Genomic DNA, 18,043 nt, shown 5'->3' with positions numbered 1-18,043 from the left:
GTGAAAGAAAAATTATTTAATGTAGGAAAAGTAATCAATACACATGGCATTAAAGGCGAAGTGAAAGTGCAGCGCGTCACCGATTTCGACGAGCGCTTCAAGCCGGGTCAGCTTTTGTATTGGGTAAATGATAAGAACGAATCAACACCGCTGACCGTACGTACACACCGCGTACATAAAGGTTTCGATTTAGTCAGCTTTGAAGAACACCCTTCCATTAACGATGTTGAGAAATATAAAAACGGTCAATTGATGGTATCGGGGGAACATCAGGCAGAGCTTGCGGAGCACGAATTTTATTTCCATGAAATCATCGGTTGCACCGTCTACCTGACGACCGGCGAAGAGCTCGGCCAGGTGAAAGAGATTTTAACACCAGGGGCCAATGATGTGTGGGTCGTGAAGCGTCAAGGAGAATCTGATGCCCTCATCCCTTACATTGAACCTGTCGTAAAAGAAGTGAACATTGAAGACCAATCGATTATCATTGATCCAATAGAGGGGCTGCTTTAAATGCATATCGACATTTTAACGTTATTCCCTGAAATGTTTGACGGCGTTTTAAATCATTCCATCCTAAAGCGTGCACAAGACCGAGAAGCCTTCACCTATCAATATGTGAACTTCCGCGAGTACACTACGAACAAGCATAACAAAGTGGATGACTACCCCTATGGTGGAGGAGCAGGGCTTGTCCTGACCCCACAGCCGATCTTTGACGCCGTTCAGGACATCGAACAAAAGGCTGCGAAAAAGCCGCGTGTCGTACTGATGTGCCCTCAAGGAGAGCCGTATACACAGGCGAAAGCAGAAGAGCTTGCGGAGGAAGATCATCTCGTCTTTATCTGCGGGCACTATGAAGGATACGATGAGCGCATCCGTCAGGAACTGGTCACAGATGAGATTTCCATCGGAGATTATGTCCTGACTGGAGGAGAACTGGGGTCGATGGTGGTCATTGATTCCGTCGTACGGCTTCTGCCGAACGTTCTTGGTAATGAACAGTCGGCACCTGAGGATTCGTTCTCAAGCGGACTCCTTGAACACCCGCACTATACGCGGCCTGCTGAATTCCGCGGTCATGAAGTGCCGGACGTACTATTATCAGGCAATCATGCAAAAATTGATGAGTGGCGACACTATCAATCCTTGAAGCGGACGTATGAACGCCGTCCGGACCTGCTTGAAAACAGAGCACTCTCCGATCAAGAGAAAAAATGGTTGGAAGAGTGGAAAAATTGCTAGATAAGGTTGATGCTACAGCCTTTCTATGATATATTAAAACTTGTGCTTAAACGTACGGTTTAAGCGGAAAACGATGTTCCGCTGCCTCTTAGAAGACATGAGCATTAGTTAAAAAGGAGTGAAAATCCATGCAACAATTACTACATGACGTAACAAAAGAACAGCTTCGTACTGATCTACCGGATTTCCGTTCAGGTGACACGGTTAAAGTACACGTTAAGGTTGTCGAAGGTAACCGTGAACGTGTTCAGGTATTCGAAGGTGTTGTCATCAAGCGCCAAAACGGTGGCATCAATGAGACATTCACTGTTCGTAAAGTAAGCTACGGTGTTGGTGTTGAGCGTACATTCCCAGTACACTCTCCACGTATCGCTAAGATCGAGCGCACTCGTAAAGGTCGCGTTCGTCGTGCTAAACTTTACTACCTACGTAACCTACGCGGTAAAGCTGCACGAATCAAAGAAATCCGATAAAGTAGTGAGAAGGAGCTTGCATCGTCAAGCTCCTTTTTTCTTCTTACATAAATTACGGGAAACAGCCTGATTTCATAAAAAGCTTCTTTATGGTGCTACAAATGAAGACAAAATTAGGGTATATTTGTAACAGACATATTAGAAGATAACCATAAGGATAGAGGAGAGCTACATATGAAACAACAGTGGTTGGATTGGATTAAAGCGTTTATTATCGCAGCGGTTTTGGCCGTTGTCGTGCGTGTGTTTTTATTCGCCCCCGTCGTCGTGGAAGGCCCGTCCATGCAGACAAGCCTGCACAGTGGTGACCACCTGATCGTCAGCAAAATAAACTATACGGTCGGTGAACCGGAACGCTTTGATGTGGTCGTGTTCCACGCCACAGAACGGAAAGACTATATTAAGCGTGTCATCGGTGTACCAGGTGATCATGTATCCTATGAAGATGACCAATTATACATTAACGGTGAACCAGTTGAGGAGCCGTTTTTAGATGAACAGAAAGAACAATTCTCAGCCGATACGCTGACAAGAGATTTCTCGATCGAACAGCTTCCAGGTAGTTACGAGGAAGTGCCGGAGGGCTCCGTGCTCGTTCTCGGGGATAACCGACAGAACTCAACGGACAGTCGTATGTTAGGGATGATAGAAGAGAACCAGATCGTTGGAGAAGCGCTCATTTCCTACTGGCCGCTAGAACGCATCCAATGGATAGGTAAGGAGGGGTAATATGACCATTCAATGGTTTCCCGGCCACATGGCCAAAGCAAGACGCGAAGTAAGTGAAAAGCTGAAGCTCGTCGATTTCGTCATCGAATTAGTCGACGCAAGGGCACCGGAATCTTCCGAAAACCCGATGCTCCAGGAGTTATTACAGGATAAGCCGAAGATGGTCGTGCTCATGAAGAAGGACCTGGCTGATCCTTCTATTACGAACGACTGGGTACAGCATTACCAAAACAAAGGGATGGAAGCCATCGCCATCGAGGCCAACCGCAAACCGGATGTACAAAAAGTCGTCCAATTGGCGAAGAAGCTCGGACAGGACAAGCAGGATAAACTGAAAGCGAAAGGGATTCGTCCCCGTGCTTCAAGGGCTATGATCATTGGCATTCCGAACGTCGGAAAGTCGACATTAATCAACCGTCTCGTCAATAAAAAAATGGCACAAGTCGGTGATAAGCCTGGTGTAACGAAGAAACAGCAGTGGATCAAAGTGAAAAAAGAATTTGAACTTCTGGACACACCAGGGATTCTCTGGCCGAAATTCGAGGATGAAGAGGTCGGATACCGTCTCGCCTCTATCGGAACGATTAAAGATCAGATCCTACCGAAAGAAGATGTCGCAGCCTATATCTTGAACTATTTACAGGCTGAATACGCTCATCTTCTTGAGGAGCGATACGGATTCGAAGGCTATGAAGATATCATGGATGCTTTTGACCACATCGGCCGCAAGCGCGGCTGTCTCGAAAGCGGAGGAAAGATCAATTTCGAGAAAGTGTCGGACGTCATCATTCAAGATCTCAGAAGCGCGAAGATCGGTCTTGTCAGTTTTGAAAAACCAGAATAAAATAGAAGAAACGCAGGCGCCGTTTGACGAGTCTGCGTTTTTCTTTTTATCGTAGAAACAAACAGACTACATATATACGGCTTTGGTGCCGATAACAATAGAAACGAAGGGAATTCCTTAAGATGACAACATGGACCATTACAGAGATTAAGAAAAAAATAGAGGCTGGGTCGTTCTCGGCGGCAGAACTGGAACAATTTAGACAGGATACGCGCAAAGGCGTCCAGAAACTAATGAAGCAATATGAGAAGAAACAGGCTAAAAAAGCGCAATTGAAGGCTCAGTTTGAAGAGATGATGGCGTTTGAGTATGCAGCACGTGAGAAAGGGAAACAGATGATTGCAGGAATCGACGAAGCCGGTCGCGGCCCGCTGGCAGGCCCGGTTGTCGCAGGTGCCGTCGTGTTACCCGATCATTTTTACCTGGAAGGGCTGAATGACTCGAAGAAATTGTCTCTATCCAAAAGGGAGCAGTACTTTGATTATATAAAAGAACATGCAGATTATGGCGTTGGGATCGTGAGCAACGAGGAAATTGACCAGTTGAACATCTATCAAGCGACGAAGCTTGCGATGAAGAGAGCGGTGGAGGACCTTAATCACGCCCCCGATCACCTGCTGGTCGATGCGATGGAGCTTGACCAGAACATCTCTCAACAAAGCCTCATTAAAGGGGATGCGAGAAGCGTTTCGATTGCGGCGGCAAGTGTAATCGCCAAAGTGACACGTGACCGCTATATGGGGGATCTTCACGAAAGCTATCCGATGTACCAGTTCGCATCAAACCAAGGGTACGGGACGAGTGAACACTTATCAGCCATGCGTGAGCACGGCATTTCTCCGTATCACCGCCATAGCTTTTCACCTGTGAGAGAGGTAAGGAGTGGACAGTAAGTGAATTCAATCATTTCGAGCTTAGGAAAAATGGCGGCATCCCAGAGTGTGCAGCCGAAATCAGGGCAGGTTTTGAAAGGAAAGGTCGTTGAAATGATGCCGGGAAACCGTGCCGTCATCCAAGTGGGCAAACAACAGGTCCAAGCACAGCTGGAAGCCCCTCTTACTAAAGGGAAGGCGTATGTATTTCAAGTGATGGGAAAGGAAGAGGGCATGATGCGGCTGAAGGTCGTATCGCAGGCTCAAACGGGTGAAAAGCTTGACGTACAGGCCCTCCTGCAAAGACTGGGCATGAAGGCCACAAAGCACAATGTTGACGTTATAAAGGCTTTATTGAAGTCAGACACCCCCTTTCAAACCTCAGATGTGAAAACAGCTCTCTCCCTTCTTCAGAAGTCGGAACAAAAGCCTGTGGCCAAACAGGTCCTGATCGAAATGATTCAGAAGCAGCTGCCGGTTAAGCCTGCCGTGTTCCAAGCGCTTATGTCTCAGAAGATGCACCAGGTGACATCCCTCATGCAGAAGATCGAAACCATCGAGACCCCGCGCACGATGGGAGATCAGAAGGTTCAAGCGTTGATTCAGAACCTTAAAGGTGCACCGCCGGCCCTATCCAAAATTGAATCATCCGTTGCGAAGATCCTGACAGAAGCATCTGCTAAAAACCCGACATCGTTCCAATTGTTCCAAAAGGCAGGGTTGATCAGCCCGAACCAAACCTTTGATCAATTTCAAAAGATATGGTCGCAGTGGTCGGAAGCAGGCGCACGAAGTTCTTCTCCAGCGGCTTCAGGAAATGAGAGCATCACACCTAAGCAGCTGACACAAATGGTGCAGCAAAGTTCGAATCAGCCCCCACTCCCAGCTTCGATCAATCAGATGACAGATGCCCTCAAGCAGCTTTTTGACCGGCAATTGCCTGTGACAAAAGGCGAGCAGCAAGCCCTGTCACGATGGACGGAGCAACTGTCAAGGTATGTTCAGCCTGAATCAAGGGCGAACAGCACCCCGGCACTGACGGATCAAAGCAGGCAGAAGTGGCTGAACGATCATCAATTGCTGCAAAAGAAGAATACGGTCCAAAAGCTGATGCCTCTATTGCCGGAGTCAACGAAAAGTGCTGTGCAACAGGTGACAAGACAGGTGCCGCAAATCATCGAAGGTACCCAGCCTGTCACAAACTCCATCAGGCAGGCAGCGGAAGCCCTGCGTCAGCTTCAATCCAGTCAGCTTACCCAAAACCAAAGAGCTTCACTGACAGAATGGGTGAGCCGGTTGGCATCGGATTTCTCTCCTCAGATAAAAGATTCGATGCTTATGAAGCTGAAAGCTATGGTCGACTTGTCGGGCATCCAGGATGAAGCGGTGATGAGACAGGCGGTTCAGGCGAACGAGACGCTCGTGAAAGAGGCGAGTGTTAAATCCCTTCTGCTTCAAAGCATGCAGGATCCAGAGACGCAAATTCGCCCGGAAACAGCAAGGCAGATGGTGTCATTGCTGAACGGAATCCAGCTCTCTGCCCATTCAGAGACGCAGCAGTCCATCAATCTGTCTCTTCAGTTCCCTGGAGACCTGGTTGGAGCAACTGAGGATATTCAGATGAATATGGACGGGCGTAAGACAAAGGACGGGGAAATCGATCCAGATTACTGCCACATTGTGTTCTTTCTCAACTTGGAAAACTTTGAGGAGACGGTGGTGGACTTGAACATCGTTGACCGCAGGGTCGCGGTGACCGTCTATAATCACTATGATGTGGATCCGAGTGTGAACACCTTTAAACCGAATCTGGAGGAGGGGTTGAAAGAGCTCGGCTACCAGCTCTCCTCCTTGCAGAGCAGACCGTTCCGGTCAGATGCTTCACAAGAACAGAAAGCAACGATGGAAGAGGAAGACGGGGAAGAAGGGGTGGACATCCGCATATGAACGAGAAACGCCGCGAAGCGATTGCGCTCAGCTATCAGGAACAGGAAGCGGCTCCAAAGGTCGTCGCAAAAGGAAAGGGCTTTGTGGCCGACAACATTTTGGAAAAAGCGAAGGAAGGGGATGTTCCCGTTCAAGAGGATGCTTCACTGGTCGAGCTCTTGTCTGAGCTGAACATCAATGAACAAATTCCTGAAGAGCTGTACCATGTCGTAGCAGAGGTCTTCGCCTTTATTTATAAATCAGATCAGGACTTCAAGAAATGATAGACCGCTCACCGAGAAAAGGAGAGCGGTCTATTTTAATGTCGCATCGATGTAAAACTGAATCTGCTCCAAGGATTCGGCGGGATAACCATTCCAGACTTCATATAAAAGATACAACGGCCAGAATAATAGAATGGCTTTCATGAAAAAGAGATTGAAGGTACTATTAATTTCTCTATAAAAACGCGGGGCATCTTTCTTCAATTCAGCCTGCATATCGATAGGAAGCGCAAATGCACTCCTCACGATGCGGTTAGGAAGTAGAAGGAACAAGAAGGCACCGAGCGCAAGACCACCGTACAGGGCAGTCTGCTCATACCACGTTTTCACCTGGGTGAGGTGGTGGAGAAGATAGATGTAGACGATCTCACCATTCTCTGTTTCTACGCCGAACGACTTTCCATTATCTTTCTCGTACGTTTCCACAACCTGCCCAGTCTGATCCATTCTATGGATTTCGAGACCTGTAGCGGTCCTGGTTGAATCAAAGGCATTTGGATAAAAGTCAAAGTATTGGACCAAATAATAAGGGCAAATGGCAAGTAAAAGGATGATCGATACGATCCATTTTTCAGGTTTTCTCAATCGATATCACCTCCACGCCCTAATGTATCAGAATGGAAGAGTTTGGAAAACCAAGAAAAGTTTCGTATGTTTTTATAGTTTACATAATAATAGTTCGGTTAACTTGTCTGAAAACTCTGGCAGAAATCTAGCTTTCTATGGACAATTGATAGCGTTTTTATATACAATGGAAATGCAGTGAAAATTGATGGGAGGATGAAACATGAACATTCACGAGTATCAAGGAAAAGAAATCATGCGTGATTTTGGCGTATCTGTACCAACAGGTTACGTTGCATATACCGTAGATGAAGCGGTCGAGGCTGCTGAGAAACTGGGCAGCGGTGTAACCGTCGTCAAAGCACAAATCCATGCAGGTGGACGCGGAAAAGCCGGTGGAGTAAAAATTGCTAAAAATCTAGATGAAGTGCGTACATACGCTGATGAGATACTGGGTAAGACACTTGTAACCCATCAGACAGGGCCGGAAGGCAAAGAAGTAAAGCGCTTACTGATCGAAGAAGGCTGCGACATTAAGAGTGAATATTATGTCGGCCTTGTCCTGGACCGTGCGACAAGCCGTGTCACAATGATGGCATCTGAAGAAGGCGGTACAGAGATTGAAGAAGTGGCAGAGAAGACGCCTGAGAAGATCTTTAAAGAAGTGATTGATCCGGTAACAGGACTCACTCCGTTCCAGGCACGCCGTCTAGCATTTAACATCAACATTCCTAAAGAATCCGTTGGAAAAGCCGTTAAGTTCATGCTTGGGCTTTACGACGTTTTCGTGAAAAAGGATTGCTCGATTGCAGAAATCAACCCGCTTGTGACAACAGGTGATGGGGATGTTCTGGCACTCGATTCTAAACTGAATTTCGATGACAACGCACTGTTCCGTCAAAAGGACATCGCAGAGCTGCGTGATTTCGATGAAGAAGATCCAAAAGAAGTAGAAGCTTCTAAATATGACCTCAGCTATATTGCACTTGATGGCAACATCGGATGCATGGTTAACGGTGCAGGCCTTGCCATGGCAACGATGGATACGATCAAGCACTACAGCGGAGACCCGGCAAACTTCCTAGATGTAGGGGGCGGAGCAACAGCTGAGAAGGTGACCGAAGCGTTCAAGATCATTTTGTCAGATGATAACGTAAAAGGTATTTTCGTCAACATCTTCGGTGGAATCATGAAGTGTGACGTCATTGCAGAAGGTGTCGTAGAAGCGACGAAACAAATCGGCCTGACACTTCCGTTAGTCGTACGTCTTGAAGGTACGAACGTCGATGCTGGTAAGAAGATTCTGGAGGAATCCGGACTGAACATTACGTCTGCTGACTCGATGGCAGAAGGCGCACAAAAAATCGTAGAATTAGTCAAGTAAGAAAGGCGGGGAATCAGATGAGTGTATATATTAACAAAGATACAAAAGTCATTGTTCAAGGAATTACAGGCTCTACAGCTCTTTTCCATACGAAACAAATGGTCGAATACGGTACGAAGATCGTTGGTGGTGTAACACCTGGTAAAGGCGGAACAGAAGTTGAAGGTATTCCCGTTTTCAATACCGTCTCTGAAGCGGTTGAGCAAACTGGTGCGAACGCTTCTGTCATCTACGTTCCAGCTCCATTCGCAGCGGATGCGATCATGGAAGCAACGGATGCGGAGATGGACCTTGCCATCTGTATCACGGAGCATATTCCGGTACTGGATATGGTGAAAGTGAAGCGCTACATGGAAGGCAAGAAAACACGTCTTGTCGGCCCGAACTGCCCGGGTGTCATCACTCCAGACGAGTGTAAGATCGGAATTATGCCTGGTTACATCCACAAAAAAGGACACGTCGGTGTCGTATCACGCTCCGGTACATTAACGTACGAAGCGGTGCACCAGCTTTCTGAAGCGGGTGTCGGACAATCTACGGCTGTCGGAATCGGTGGAGACCCTGTAAACGGTACAGATTTCATTGATGTGCTGAAAGCCTTCAATGAGGATGACGATACAGAAGCAGTCATCATGATCGGTGAAATCGGTGGTACAGCAGAAGAGGAAGCAGCGGAATGGGTTAAAGCCAACATGAACAAGCCTGTTGTCGGCTTTATCGGTGGTCGTACAGCTCCTCCAGGAAAACGCATGGGCCACGCCGGTGCGATTATTTCTGGTGGTAAAGGAACAGCTGATGAGAAAATCCGTGTCATGAACGAGTGCGGAATCGAAGTCGCTGAAACACCATCCGTCATGGGTGAAACGTTGATCAACGTCCTGAAAAAAGAGAACCTTTTTGAAAAATGTAAAACGCACTAAGCGAAAATCAAGGAAGAACCGTGTCAGCTAATGGCACGGTTTCTTCTCTATGAAAAGAGGAACCTTATGAATCTGACAAAACGGCTCGCCGTCCTGCACCATTCCCCGAACGTGACCCGACCTCTATTGAAGAAATGCTTCAGACTGAATCCAGACCTTATTGAAATCTTTGAAATGTCAAAAGAAGATCTATCCTACCACTTGAAAATCCCTCTTGAACGATCCGCTCTGATCCACCATCACATACATGACCCTTATATAATGAAGAAAGTCGACATTTTTTACTCTGATTATCATATGATCCCCTTCTATGACTCTCTGTTCCCACCGCTTTTAAAGACGATTCCAGATCCGCCTCTCATGCTTTATATTCAAGGGGACCCTCTCCTCATGCACACCCCCTCATCTCTCAGCGTCATCGGCACGAGAACCCCGTCAGGCGACGCTTTTCCAGCTATGAAATACATTTTAAGTCCCATACTGAGTAAAGGCTACACTGTAGTGAGTGGCATGGCAAAGGGCGTTGATCAATACGCTCATCACCTTGCAATCGATCATGGAAGTAAGACCATCGCCGTACTCGGTTCCGGGTTCGAACACATTTATCCAAGAAACGACATCCCATTATACGAAAAACTGGCTCGAGACCATTTAGTCATAAGCGAATATCCGCCCGATCGTAAGCCGAAAAAGTACCATTTTCCAGAGCGCAACCGGCTGATTTCGGGGTTGACTTTGTCGACGTTTGTCGTAGAGGCGAGAGTAAGGAGCGGGTCTCTCATTACCGTCGATCAGGCCCTAGAGCAGGGGAGGAATATTTTTGCTATGCCCGGACGTCCAGGGTCCCCAACAAGTGAAGGGTGCCACCAGATGATTAATGACGGGGCGAAGCTCGTTCACAGGGCAGAGGACATACTTTCAGAGTGGTCAGAAAAATTTGAATAAAAGTGTTGAAAACGGCTTCAGAACAAGGGTTTTGGCAATACTCCCATATCAAAAGTCTTGATTGAATGTTTGACAAACGGTTTCAATCTATTTAATAATAGGGAAGATTTACTTTATGCATCAGTTAGAAAAAATTGAAAACACCTCTATGGGAGGAAGCATTATGGCAGATTATCTAGTCATCGTTGAATCACCAGCGAAAGCGAAGACGATTGAACGATACCTTGGAAAAAAATATAAAGTGAAAGCATCACTCGGACACGTCCGTGATTTACCGAAAAGTCAAATGGGCGTCGACGTTGAAAATGAGTTTGAACCAAAGTACATTACTATTCGGGGTAAAGGCCCTGTATTAAAAGAATTGAAAACCGCTGCAAAGAAAGCAAAGAAAGTCTATCTCGCAGCCGACCCCGACCGTGAAGGGGAAGCGATTGCCTGGCACCTGGCTCACAGTCTTGGTATTGATGAGACATCAGATTGCCGCGTCGTATTCAATGAGATCACCAAAGAAGCGATTAAAGACTCGTTCAAGCAGCCTCGTTCGATCAACTCTGATTTGGTCAACGCACAACAGGCGAGAAGAATCCTGGACCGCCTGGTCGGATACAACATCAGCCCTATACTATGGAAGAAAGTGAAAAAGGGCTTGAGCGCAGGTCGAGTTCAATCGGTCGCGGTGAAAATTATTATCGACCGTGAGAACGAAATTAACAGCTTTGAGCCGGAAGAATATTGGACAATCGAAGGCGACTTCCTTAAGGATAAAGAGCCTTTCGAAGGTTCATTCTACGGTGTCGACGGAAAGAAAGCTGAACTCAAATCCGAAGATGACGTGAAGAAAATCCAAGAGCGCATGAACGGAGACGAGTTCAAGGTCGATAAAGTGAACAAAAGGGAACGCAGACGAAACCCATCCCTACCTTTTACTACGTCATCACTTCAGCAGGAAGCAGCAAGGAAACTCAACTTCCGTGCCAAGAAGACAATGATGATTGCGCAACAGCTTTACGAAGGAATCGACTTAGGTGGAAAACAAGGCACGACGGGTCTTATTACCTACATGCGTACCGACTCTACCCGTCTTTCCAACTCAGCGAAAGAAGATGCGAAAAATTATGTAGAAGAAACATACGGACAAGAATTTTTAGGCAAGGGCAAAGACAAACCTTCTAAGAAAAAAGACGGAGCACAGGATGCTCACGAAGCGGTACGTCCAACGTCCGCCATGCGTGATCCGAAGTCTATGAAGAGCGTCCTATCCCGAGATCAACACCGCCTGTACAAGCTGATCTGGGATCGTTTCATCTCAAGCCAGATGGCTCCTGCCGTACTGGATACGATGACCGTTCACATGTTGAACGAGGGAGTCGAATTCCGTGCAACGGGCTCTGAAGTGAAATTCAAAGGATTTATGAAAGTCTATGTCGAAGGAAACGATGACAATAAAAAGGAGAAAGACAAACTCCTTCCACACATCGAAGAGGGCATGACGGTCAAAGCAGAAGAAATCAAGCCGAACCAGCACTTCACTCAACCGCCTCCGCGTTACACAGAAGCACGTCTTGTGCGGACGCTTGAGGAACTCGGTATCGGAAGACCTTCTACGTATGCCCCAACGCTTGACACCATTCAAAGGCGTGGTTACGTTGCGCTTGATAATAAGCGTTTCGTCCCGACTGAACTTGGCGAAATTGTGCTCGAGCAGTTGAAGGAATACTTCCCTGAGATCATTGATGCAGCCTTCACGAAGGATATGGAGGATGACTTGGACTCCGTTGAAGATGGTGAGCAGGACTGGCATGATATCATCAGCGAATTCTATAAAGAATTTGAACCTCGGTTGACGACAGCCGAGAAAGAAATGGAAGAAATCGAAATCAAAGATGAGCCTGCCGGCATCGACTGCGAGAAGTGCGGTCATGAAATGGTCTATAAGATGGGCCGTTACGGAAAGTTCCTCGCCTGCAGCAACTTCCCGGAGTGTCGGAATACGAAGCCAATCTTGAAGAAGATCGATGTGACGTGTCCGAAGTGTCAAAAAGGCGAAGTCGTAGAGCGTAAGAGTAAAAAGAACCGTAAATTCTTCGGTTGTGAACGTTATCCGGATTGTGACTTTATCTCCTGGGACAAGCCGATTACAAGGCCATGTCCGAAGTGTGAGTCTCTTCTTGTCGAGAAGAAACAGAAGAAAGGGACACAAATCCAGTGTACAAGCTGTGATTACAAGGAAGAACAACAAGTATAAAGTTATAATGAGAAGGGTCTATGACTATGCTGTTAGTTATAGACCCTTTTTAATCGGTTTAAAACGCTCGATACGTCCCTACGTTTGTAGAATAAGATTGTGCATGAGAAGGAAAACACAAGGATTTTTCACCCAAAAACGCGTAACACCGTATTTTTACATTGACACTGAAATAGTGGACCGCTATAATTACGCTTTGTTAGTCTACATACTTGACATATTTCGACACCGTTCAGCACATCGCTGAAGTGATTATAGTTGGAAACAATTCAGAATTTTGTTACATTTTTGTTAAAGGCATTGTGATCGCTGTTTGAAATGTGATAAAATTTAAACGCCTTGCTGAGGGTAAAGGAGAGAGCGGTATGTATACATCCTTATTTCTTGAATATTTACAGATCGAGAAGAACGCATCTCCTTTGACGGTGGAGCACTACAAGCTGGATATTGAAGAATTCTCACACTTCATGGAGGCAGAGCATCTAACTGTGGATCAATGCGAGTATTCGGATATCCGCATCTTTCTATCCCGGATGTATGAGAAAGGTCTCTCAAGAAGGTCCGTATCCAGAAAGGTATCATCCTTGCGAAGCTTCTATCGTTTCCTGGAGCGCGAAGAAATTGTGAAACAAAATCCATTCTTAAACGTATCTTTACCAAAGGCCGAAAAGCCGATTCCTGAATTCTTTTATGAAGAAGAGTTACAGGAGCTTTTTACTGTTAGTGATGTCAACGATCCTCTCGGACAGAGAAACCAGGCGATTCTTGAATTGCTTTATGGTACCGGGATCCGAGTGAGCGAATGTACTCAAGTAGAGCTGTCTGACTTTGATTTCTCCTTATCGACACTACTTGTTCATGGAAAAGGAAACAAAGAGCGCTACGTTCCGTTTGGTGACATGGCTTACCAGGCACTGAAGCGCTATATAGAGGATGGACGCTCTAAACTTCTACAGAAAAGCAATAAAGACACGACACAACTATTTTTGAATGCAAAAGGCGGGCCATTAACAGCCCGCGGTGTGCGACTGATCTTAAACAAGATGGTGGAAAAGACAGCCTTGACATCGGATATCCATCCGCACAAGCTCAGGCACTCTTTCGCTACTCATCTATTGAATGCCGGAGCGGATCTCCGTTCTGTACAGGAGCTGCTGGGGCACGATCAGTTGTCATCGACTCAAATATACACGCACGTATCAAAGGATCGGCTTCGTCATGTTTACATGAACAGCCATCCAAGAGCGAATAAATGAGGTGAAAAGATGGAGCAATTTCATGCAACGACGATTTTCGCTGTACAGCATAATGGTAAGAGTGCCATGAGCGGTGATGGACAGGTGACGCTTGGCAATCAAGTCGTCATGAAGCATACGGCAAAGAAAGTCCGCCGCCTGTTCAATAATCAAGTTCTGGCCGGGTTTGCAGGATCTGTGGCAGATGCCTTCACCCTTTTCGAAAAGTTCGAAGGAAAGCTTGAAGCCTATGACGGAAACCTTGCTAGGGCTTCTGTAGAGCTTGCGAAAGAGTGGCGCAGCGACCGCGTACTTAGAAAACTGGAAGCGATGCTGATCGTCATGGATAAAGAAAACATGTTTCTCGTATCAGGTACTGGGGAAGTTATAGAACCGGATGATGGAATTCTTGCAATCGGATCCGGTGGGAACTTCGCCTTGAGTGCAGGGCGTGCTCTGAAGCGTTATTCACCTGATCAATCTGCGGAACAGATTGCCAAAGCGGCACTGGAAATCGCCGGAGAGATCTGTGTATTTACCAATGACCAAATCGTTCTCGAGGTACTCGAGTAAGGAGGCGTATCATGTCACTGAATTTAACCCCTAAGCAGATCGTAGAAAAGCTCGACCAATATATCATCGGACAGACCAGCGCGAAGAAATCGGTAGCCATTGCGCTCAGAAACCGATATCGCCGCATGCAGCTCAATGATGATATCCGAGATGAGATCGTGCCGAAAAATATATTAATGATGGGTCCGACTGGTGTCGGGAAGACAGAAATCGCTCGCCGACTGGCTAAGCTTGTCGGAGCCCCTTTTGTCAAAGTGGAAGCAACAAAGTTCACGGAAGTCGGGTATGTAGGGCGCGACGTTGAATCCATGGTTCGCGATCTTGTCGAAATGTCTGTTCGAATGGTGAAAGAAGAGAAGATGGAGGCGGTGAAAGACCGCGCCGAGGAGCAGGCGAACAAGCGTCTGGTCAAGTTACTCGTGCCTTCTAAGAAGAAGCAGTCCAACAACTTCAAGAACCCGCTGGAAATGTTCTTCAACCAAACGAACCAGCAGGACACGACAGATTCGTCTCAGGACCAGGAAGAAGCAGAGATTGAGACGAAGAGAAGTCGAATTCGTCAGCAGCTCGATATGGGTGAGCTTGAAGACCGCATGGTTTCCGTTGATGTCGAAGAATCCCAGTCCTCCATGTTTGACATGCTGCAAGGTTCGGGCATGGAACAGATGGGGATGAACATGCAGGATGCCTTCAGTCAGTTCATGCCGAAAAAGAAGAAGAAGCGCAGGCTTCCTGTCTCAGAAGCGCGTAAAGTGCTGACGCAGGAGGAAGCGGGCAAGCTCGTCGATATGGACGAAGTCGGGCAGGAAGCAGTTGAAAAAGTGGAACAGTCCGGAATGATCTTTATTGACGAAATTGATAAAGTCGCGGCAAAAGGAGAGCAGCAGGGAAATGTATCCCGTGAAGGGGTCCAGCGTGATATCCTGCCGATCGTAGAAGGATCTACTGTAGTAACGAAGTATGGACCTGTCTCGACCGATCACATCCTATTCATTGCGGCCGGCGCCTTCCACATGGCGAAGCCGTCTGACTTGATTCCGGAGCTTCAGGGCCGGTTCCCGATCCGCGTAGAGCTGAACAAGCTCACGGTCGAAGATTTCAAGAACATTTTGATCGAACCATCCAACGCCCTGTTGAAACAATATAAAGCACTTTTGGAAGTTGAAGGTATAAAGGTGGAATTTTCTGACGATGCTATCACTAGACTCGCAGAAATCGCACATGAAGTGAATCAGGAGACCGACAACATCGGGGCCCGCAGGCTGCATACCATCCTCGAGAAGCTTCTGGAAGACCTATCGTTCGAAGCAACGGACGTCACAATGGAAACAATCGAAATTACACCACAATATGTTGACAGCAAACTATCATCAATTGTTAAAAACAAAGACTTAAGCCGATTCATTCTTTAATCCAGAGGAGGAGACAAACATGAAATTACTAGACAGAGCAAGAAGCATCAACGCTATGCTACAAAAAACGACCGGGAAGTCCGTGGACTTTAACGATATGTCCGCTACGCTTCGTGACGCCATTGGCGCCAACACATTCATTCTCAGCCGCCGTGGTAAGCTACTAGGCTTTGCCATCCGACAGGAGATTGAGAACGAACGCATGAAGGCTATGCTTTCAGAGCGTCAGTTCCCACAGGAGTACACACAGAATCTATTCAACATTCAGGAAACGACGCCTGACATCGACATTGACAGCGAATATACAGCGTTCCCTGTTGAGAACCGTGAGCTGTTCGAAAACGGACTTACAACGATTGTTCCGATCATCGGAGGCGGTCAGCGTCTTGGTACACTGATTCTCAGCCGTTTAGACGGAAGCTTCCAGGATGACGACCTTCTGCTTGCCGAATACGGTGCTACGGTTGTCGGTATGGAAATCCTTCATGAGAAAACCGAAGAGATCGAACAGGAAGCGCGCAGTAAAGCGGTCGTGCAGATGGCAATCAGCTCACTTTCCTACAGTGAACTTGAAGCCATTGAACACATTTTCGAAGAGCTTGACGGAAACGAAGGGTTGCTGGTCGCGAGTAAAATCGCAGACCGTGTAGGCATTACGCGTTCTGTCATCGTGAACGCACTTCGTAAGCTTGAAAGTGCTGGCGTCATTGAATCGCGTTCTCTAGGCATGAAAGGGACATATATTAAAGTCTTGAACAATAACTTCCTTGTAGAACTTCAGAAACTTCGTACGAACTAAATAAGAAAAAAAGAAGCACGGCTGCGGACTGCAGTCGTGCTTCTTTTTTTGTGGGCTGATTGTGAAGTGTGGAAAGGGGGATTAAACGGATTTTGTATTCACTCTAAAGGGGGGTTTTTAAATACCTTTGGATGTATCCCTATTCATATTCAGAAAAGTATGGCATAATATTCGATAAATACAATGGTTCGACATATGTAAACAAATTCCACAAAGAAGAGAAAAAGTCCCTAATTCGTTTGGACTGTTTGTAACACTCTCGTAAAAATTCTGAAGTTTCCATAGACATAAGTATACAAACCTATTTACAATGATACTTGTAGCTAAGGGGAATTTGTCGAAGATGAGGTGAAAAAGTTGAATCTTTTCGGACAAACGATTCATACATTAGAAAACGCTATGAACCATTCGGCAGCTAAAAACCGGACGATAGCGAACAATATTGCCAATGTAGATACACCAGGGTATAAGGCGAAGGATGTCGTATTTAAAGATGTGTTGAGCTCGGAGTTGTCTTCTATTCCGACTAAACGAACCCATTCCCGTCATATCGACTTTCAAAACCGCGAGGGATCGTCTTCCTTTCAAACGATTACGAGACAGAATACTACATACAATCACAACGGCAATAACGTCGACATAGACAAAGAAATGAACGAACTGGCTCAGAACCAAATCCAATACCAGGCACTTACGAGTCGTATCAGTAGTAAATTCAGTGGTCTGGAATCTGTTCTTAGAGGAGGGAACTAATTTTTGAGTATATTCGGTGCAATGAATACAACAGCAAGCGCTCTTACGGCTCAACGCCTTCGTATGGATGTCGCATCATCCAACATCGCGAATGCCAACTCGACGCGTGCTACCGTCAATGAAAATGGAGATTGGGTTCCATACCGTAGAAAAATGGTCACTTTCCAATCAAAAGACCAAGATTTCCGTTCTTTTTTACAAATGGCCTCTAACCAATCTTCCACACCTGCCCAGGGTGTTAAGGTGACGGAAATTGCAGAAGATGACCAACCATTCAAACAAGTTTTCAATCCCAACCACCCCGACGCTGACGAAAACGGCTATGTCCAAATGCCAAATGTTGACCCGCTTCAGGAAATGGTCGATATGATGGGCGCCACACGTTCCTATGAAGCAAACGTCACTTCACTCAACGCAACCAAAAGTATGCTGATGAAAGCCTTAGAGATTGGAAGATAGATTTAATAAAGACAGGAGTGTTCAATAGATGCCGGTCATTACAAATCAAATCGGGTCTCCATCTGCTCCCCTTAACCAAGAGGTGCAGGTCGGAAAGCCTGGATCGACGCCAGCTGAAGCGCATGCTCAATTTGCCAATCAGTTAAAAAACGCAATTCATAATGTGAATGAATCACAAGCGCAATCCAATGAAATGACTCAGGCTCTCGCACGAGGAGAAGTGGAGAACTTGCACGACGTCATGATCACGGCTCAAAAAGCGAGCATCACGATGCAGACGACGGTCCAGGTTCAAAACAAAGTCGTGGAGGCATATAAAGAAATTATGCGCATGCAAGTATAATCTATATTCAGGACGATAGTTATTATACTATTCCTTTA

At 46.5% G+C, this 18,043-nt stretch carries 20 protein-coding genes; 19 read left to right on the top strand and 1 reads right to left on the bottom strand.

Annotated features, from left to right (window positions below):
• From rimM to LCM20_RS00975, 8 genes are all read left to right on the top strand, one after another.
• On the top strand, positions 1–513 hold the full coding sequence (gene rimM, locus LCM20_RS01010; protein ID WP_225193563.1) for a ribosome maturation factor RimM: 513 nt from the start codon (positions 1–3) through the stop codon (positions 511–513).
• A complete protein-coding gene (gene trmD, locus LCM20_RS01005) occupies positions 514–1,245 on the top strand; it encodes a tRNA (guanosine(37)-N1)-methyltransferase TrmD (RefSeq protein ID WP_225193562.1) in 732 nt (243 codons plus the stop codon).
• Between the two features lie 128 nt (positions 1,246–1,373).
• Positions 1,374–1,718: a 50S ribosomal protein L19 gene (rplS, locus tag LCM20_RS01000; protein ID WP_225193561.1), complete on the top strand. Its 345-nt coding sequence runs from the start codon at positions 1,374–1,376 to the stop codon at positions 1,716–1,718.
• Between the two features lie 174 nt (positions 1,719–1,892).
• Entirely contained in the window at positions 1,893–2,447 is a 555-nt protein-coding gene (gene lepB / locus LCM20_RS00995) for a signal peptidase I (RefSeq protein ID WP_225193560.1), read from the top strand.
• Between the two features lies 1 nt (position 2,448).
• On the top strand, positions 2,449–3,291 hold the full coding sequence (gene ylqF, locus LCM20_RS00990; protein ID WP_225193559.1) for a ribosome biogenesis GTPase YlqF: 843 nt from the start codon (positions 2,449–2,451) through the stop codon (positions 3,289–3,291).
• A gap of 122 nt (positions 3,292–3,413) precedes the next feature.
• A complete protein-coding gene (locus tag LCM20_RS00985) occupies positions 3,414–4,184 on the top strand; it encodes a ribonuclease HII (RefSeq protein WP_225193558.1) in 771 nt (256 codons plus the stop codon).
• Positions 4,185–6,110: a hypothetical protein gene (locus tag LCM20_RS00980; protein WP_225193557.1), complete on the top strand. Its 1,926-nt coding sequence runs from the start codon at positions 4,185–4,187 to the stop codon at positions 6,108–6,110.
• A complete protein-coding gene (locus LCM20_RS00975; RefSeq protein WP_225193556.1) occupies positions 6,107–6,373 on the top strand; it encodes an EscU/YscU/HrcU family type III secretion system export apparatus switch protein in 267 nt (88 codons plus the stop codon). Before LCM20_RS00980 ends, LCM20_RS00975 begins: the two co-directional genes overlap by 4 nt.
• Before the next feature lie 30 nt (positions 6,374–6,403).
• Here the strand turns inward: LCM20_RS00975 and LCM20_RS00970 are convergent, their stop codons facing one another.
• Entirely contained in the window at positions 6,404–6,958 is a 555-nt protein-coding gene (locus LCM20_RS00970) for a hypothetical protein (protein ID WP_225193555.1), read from the bottom strand.
• Positions 6,959–7,160: 202 nt separating this feature from the next.
• On the opposite strand from LCM20_RS00970, the gene sucC reads away from it, so the two are divergent.
• The 11 genes from sucC to fliE all read left to right on the top strand — a co-directional run bounded on the left by sucC (position 7,161) and on the right by fliE (position 18,005).
• Positions 7,161–8,321 carry an ADP-forming succinate--CoA ligase subunit beta gene (gene sucC / locus LCM20_RS00965; protein ID WP_225193554.1) on the top strand — a complete coding sequence of 387 codons (1,161 nt, stop codon included), beginning with the start codon at positions 7,161–7,163 and terminating at the stop codon, positions 8,319–8,321.
• A 17-nt stretch (positions 8,322–8,338) separates the two neighbouring features.
• Positions 8,339–9,241: a succinate--CoA ligase subunit alpha gene (sucD, locus tag LCM20_RS00960; protein WP_225193553.1), complete on the top strand. Its 903-nt coding sequence runs from the start codon at positions 8,339–8,341 to the stop codon at positions 9,239–9,241.
• A gap of 66 nt (positions 9,242–9,307) precedes the next feature.
• Positions 9,308–10,186, top strand: coding sequence for a DNA-processing protein DprA (gene dprA, locus LCM20_RS00955; protein WP_225193552.1), 879 nt, complete (start codon positions 9,308–9,310; stop codon positions 10,184–10,186).
• A gap of 163 nt (positions 10,187–10,349) precedes the next feature.
• Positions 10,350–12,431, top strand: a complete 2,082-nt coding sequence (gene topA / locus LCM20_RS00950; protein ID WP_225193551.1) for a type I DNA topoisomerase — start codon at positions 10,350–10,352, stop codon at positions 12,429–12,431.
• Between the two features lie 365 nt (positions 12,432–12,796).
• Positions 12,797–13,687 carry a tyrosine recombinase XerC gene (xerC, locus tag LCM20_RS00945; protein ID WP_225193550.1) on the top strand — a complete coding sequence of 297 codons (891 nt, stop codon included), beginning with the start codon at positions 12,797–12,799 and terminating at the stop codon, positions 13,685–13,687.
• 9 nt (positions 13,688–13,696) lie between these two features.
• Entirely contained in the window at positions 13,697–14,239 is a 543-nt protein-coding gene (hslV, locus tag LCM20_RS00940) for an ATP-dependent protease subunit HslV (RefSeq protein WP_225193549.1), read from the top strand.
• An 11-nt stretch (positions 14,240–14,250) separates the two neighbouring features.
• Complete coding sequence (gene hslU, locus LCM20_RS00935) at positions 14,251–15,651, top strand: HslU--HslV peptidase ATPase subunit (RefSeq protein ID WP_225193548.1); 1,401 nt, start codon at positions 14,251–14,253, stop codon at positions 15,649–15,651.
• A 19-nt stretch (positions 15,652–15,670) separates the two neighbouring features.
• Positions 15,671–16,450 (top strand): GTP-sensing pleiotropic transcriptional regulator CodY, encoded by a 780-nt coding sequence (codY, locus tag LCM20_RS00930; protein ID WP_225193547.1) that lies wholly within the window; start codon positions 15,671–15,673, stop codon positions 16,448–16,450.
• A 357-nt stretch (positions 16,451–16,807) separates the two neighbouring features.
• Complete coding sequence (flgB, locus tag LCM20_RS00925; protein ID WP_225193546.1) at positions 16,808–17,203, top strand: flagellar basal body rod protein FlgB; 396 nt, start codon at positions 16,808–16,810, stop codon at positions 17,201–17,203.
• A gap of 3 nt (positions 17,204–17,206) precedes the next feature.
• On the top strand, positions 17,207–17,662 hold the full coding sequence (gene flgC, locus LCM20_RS00920; protein WP_225193545.1) for a flagellar basal body rod protein FlgC: 456 nt from the start codon (positions 17,207–17,209) through the stop codon (positions 17,660–17,662).
• Between the two features lie 28 nt (positions 17,663–17,690).
• The gene (gene fliE, locus LCM20_RS00915) at positions 17,691–18,005 is read left to right on the top strand and encodes a flagellar hook-basal body complex protein FliE (RefSeq protein WP_225193544.1); all 315 of its coding nucleotides are present in this window, start codon (positions 17,691–17,693) and stop codon (positions 18,003–18,005) included.
• Positions 18,006–18,043: the final 38 nt, after the last annotated feature.

This window comes from Halobacillus litoralis (genome assembly GCF_020171725.1).
Taxonomy (GTDB): Bacteria; Bacillota; Bacilli; order Bacillales; family Halobacillaceae; genus Halobacillus; species Halobacillus litoralis_F.
The sequence above is the reverse complement of the archived record's forward strand: the minus strand, read 5'-3'. Positions and strand labels throughout refer to the sequence as shown.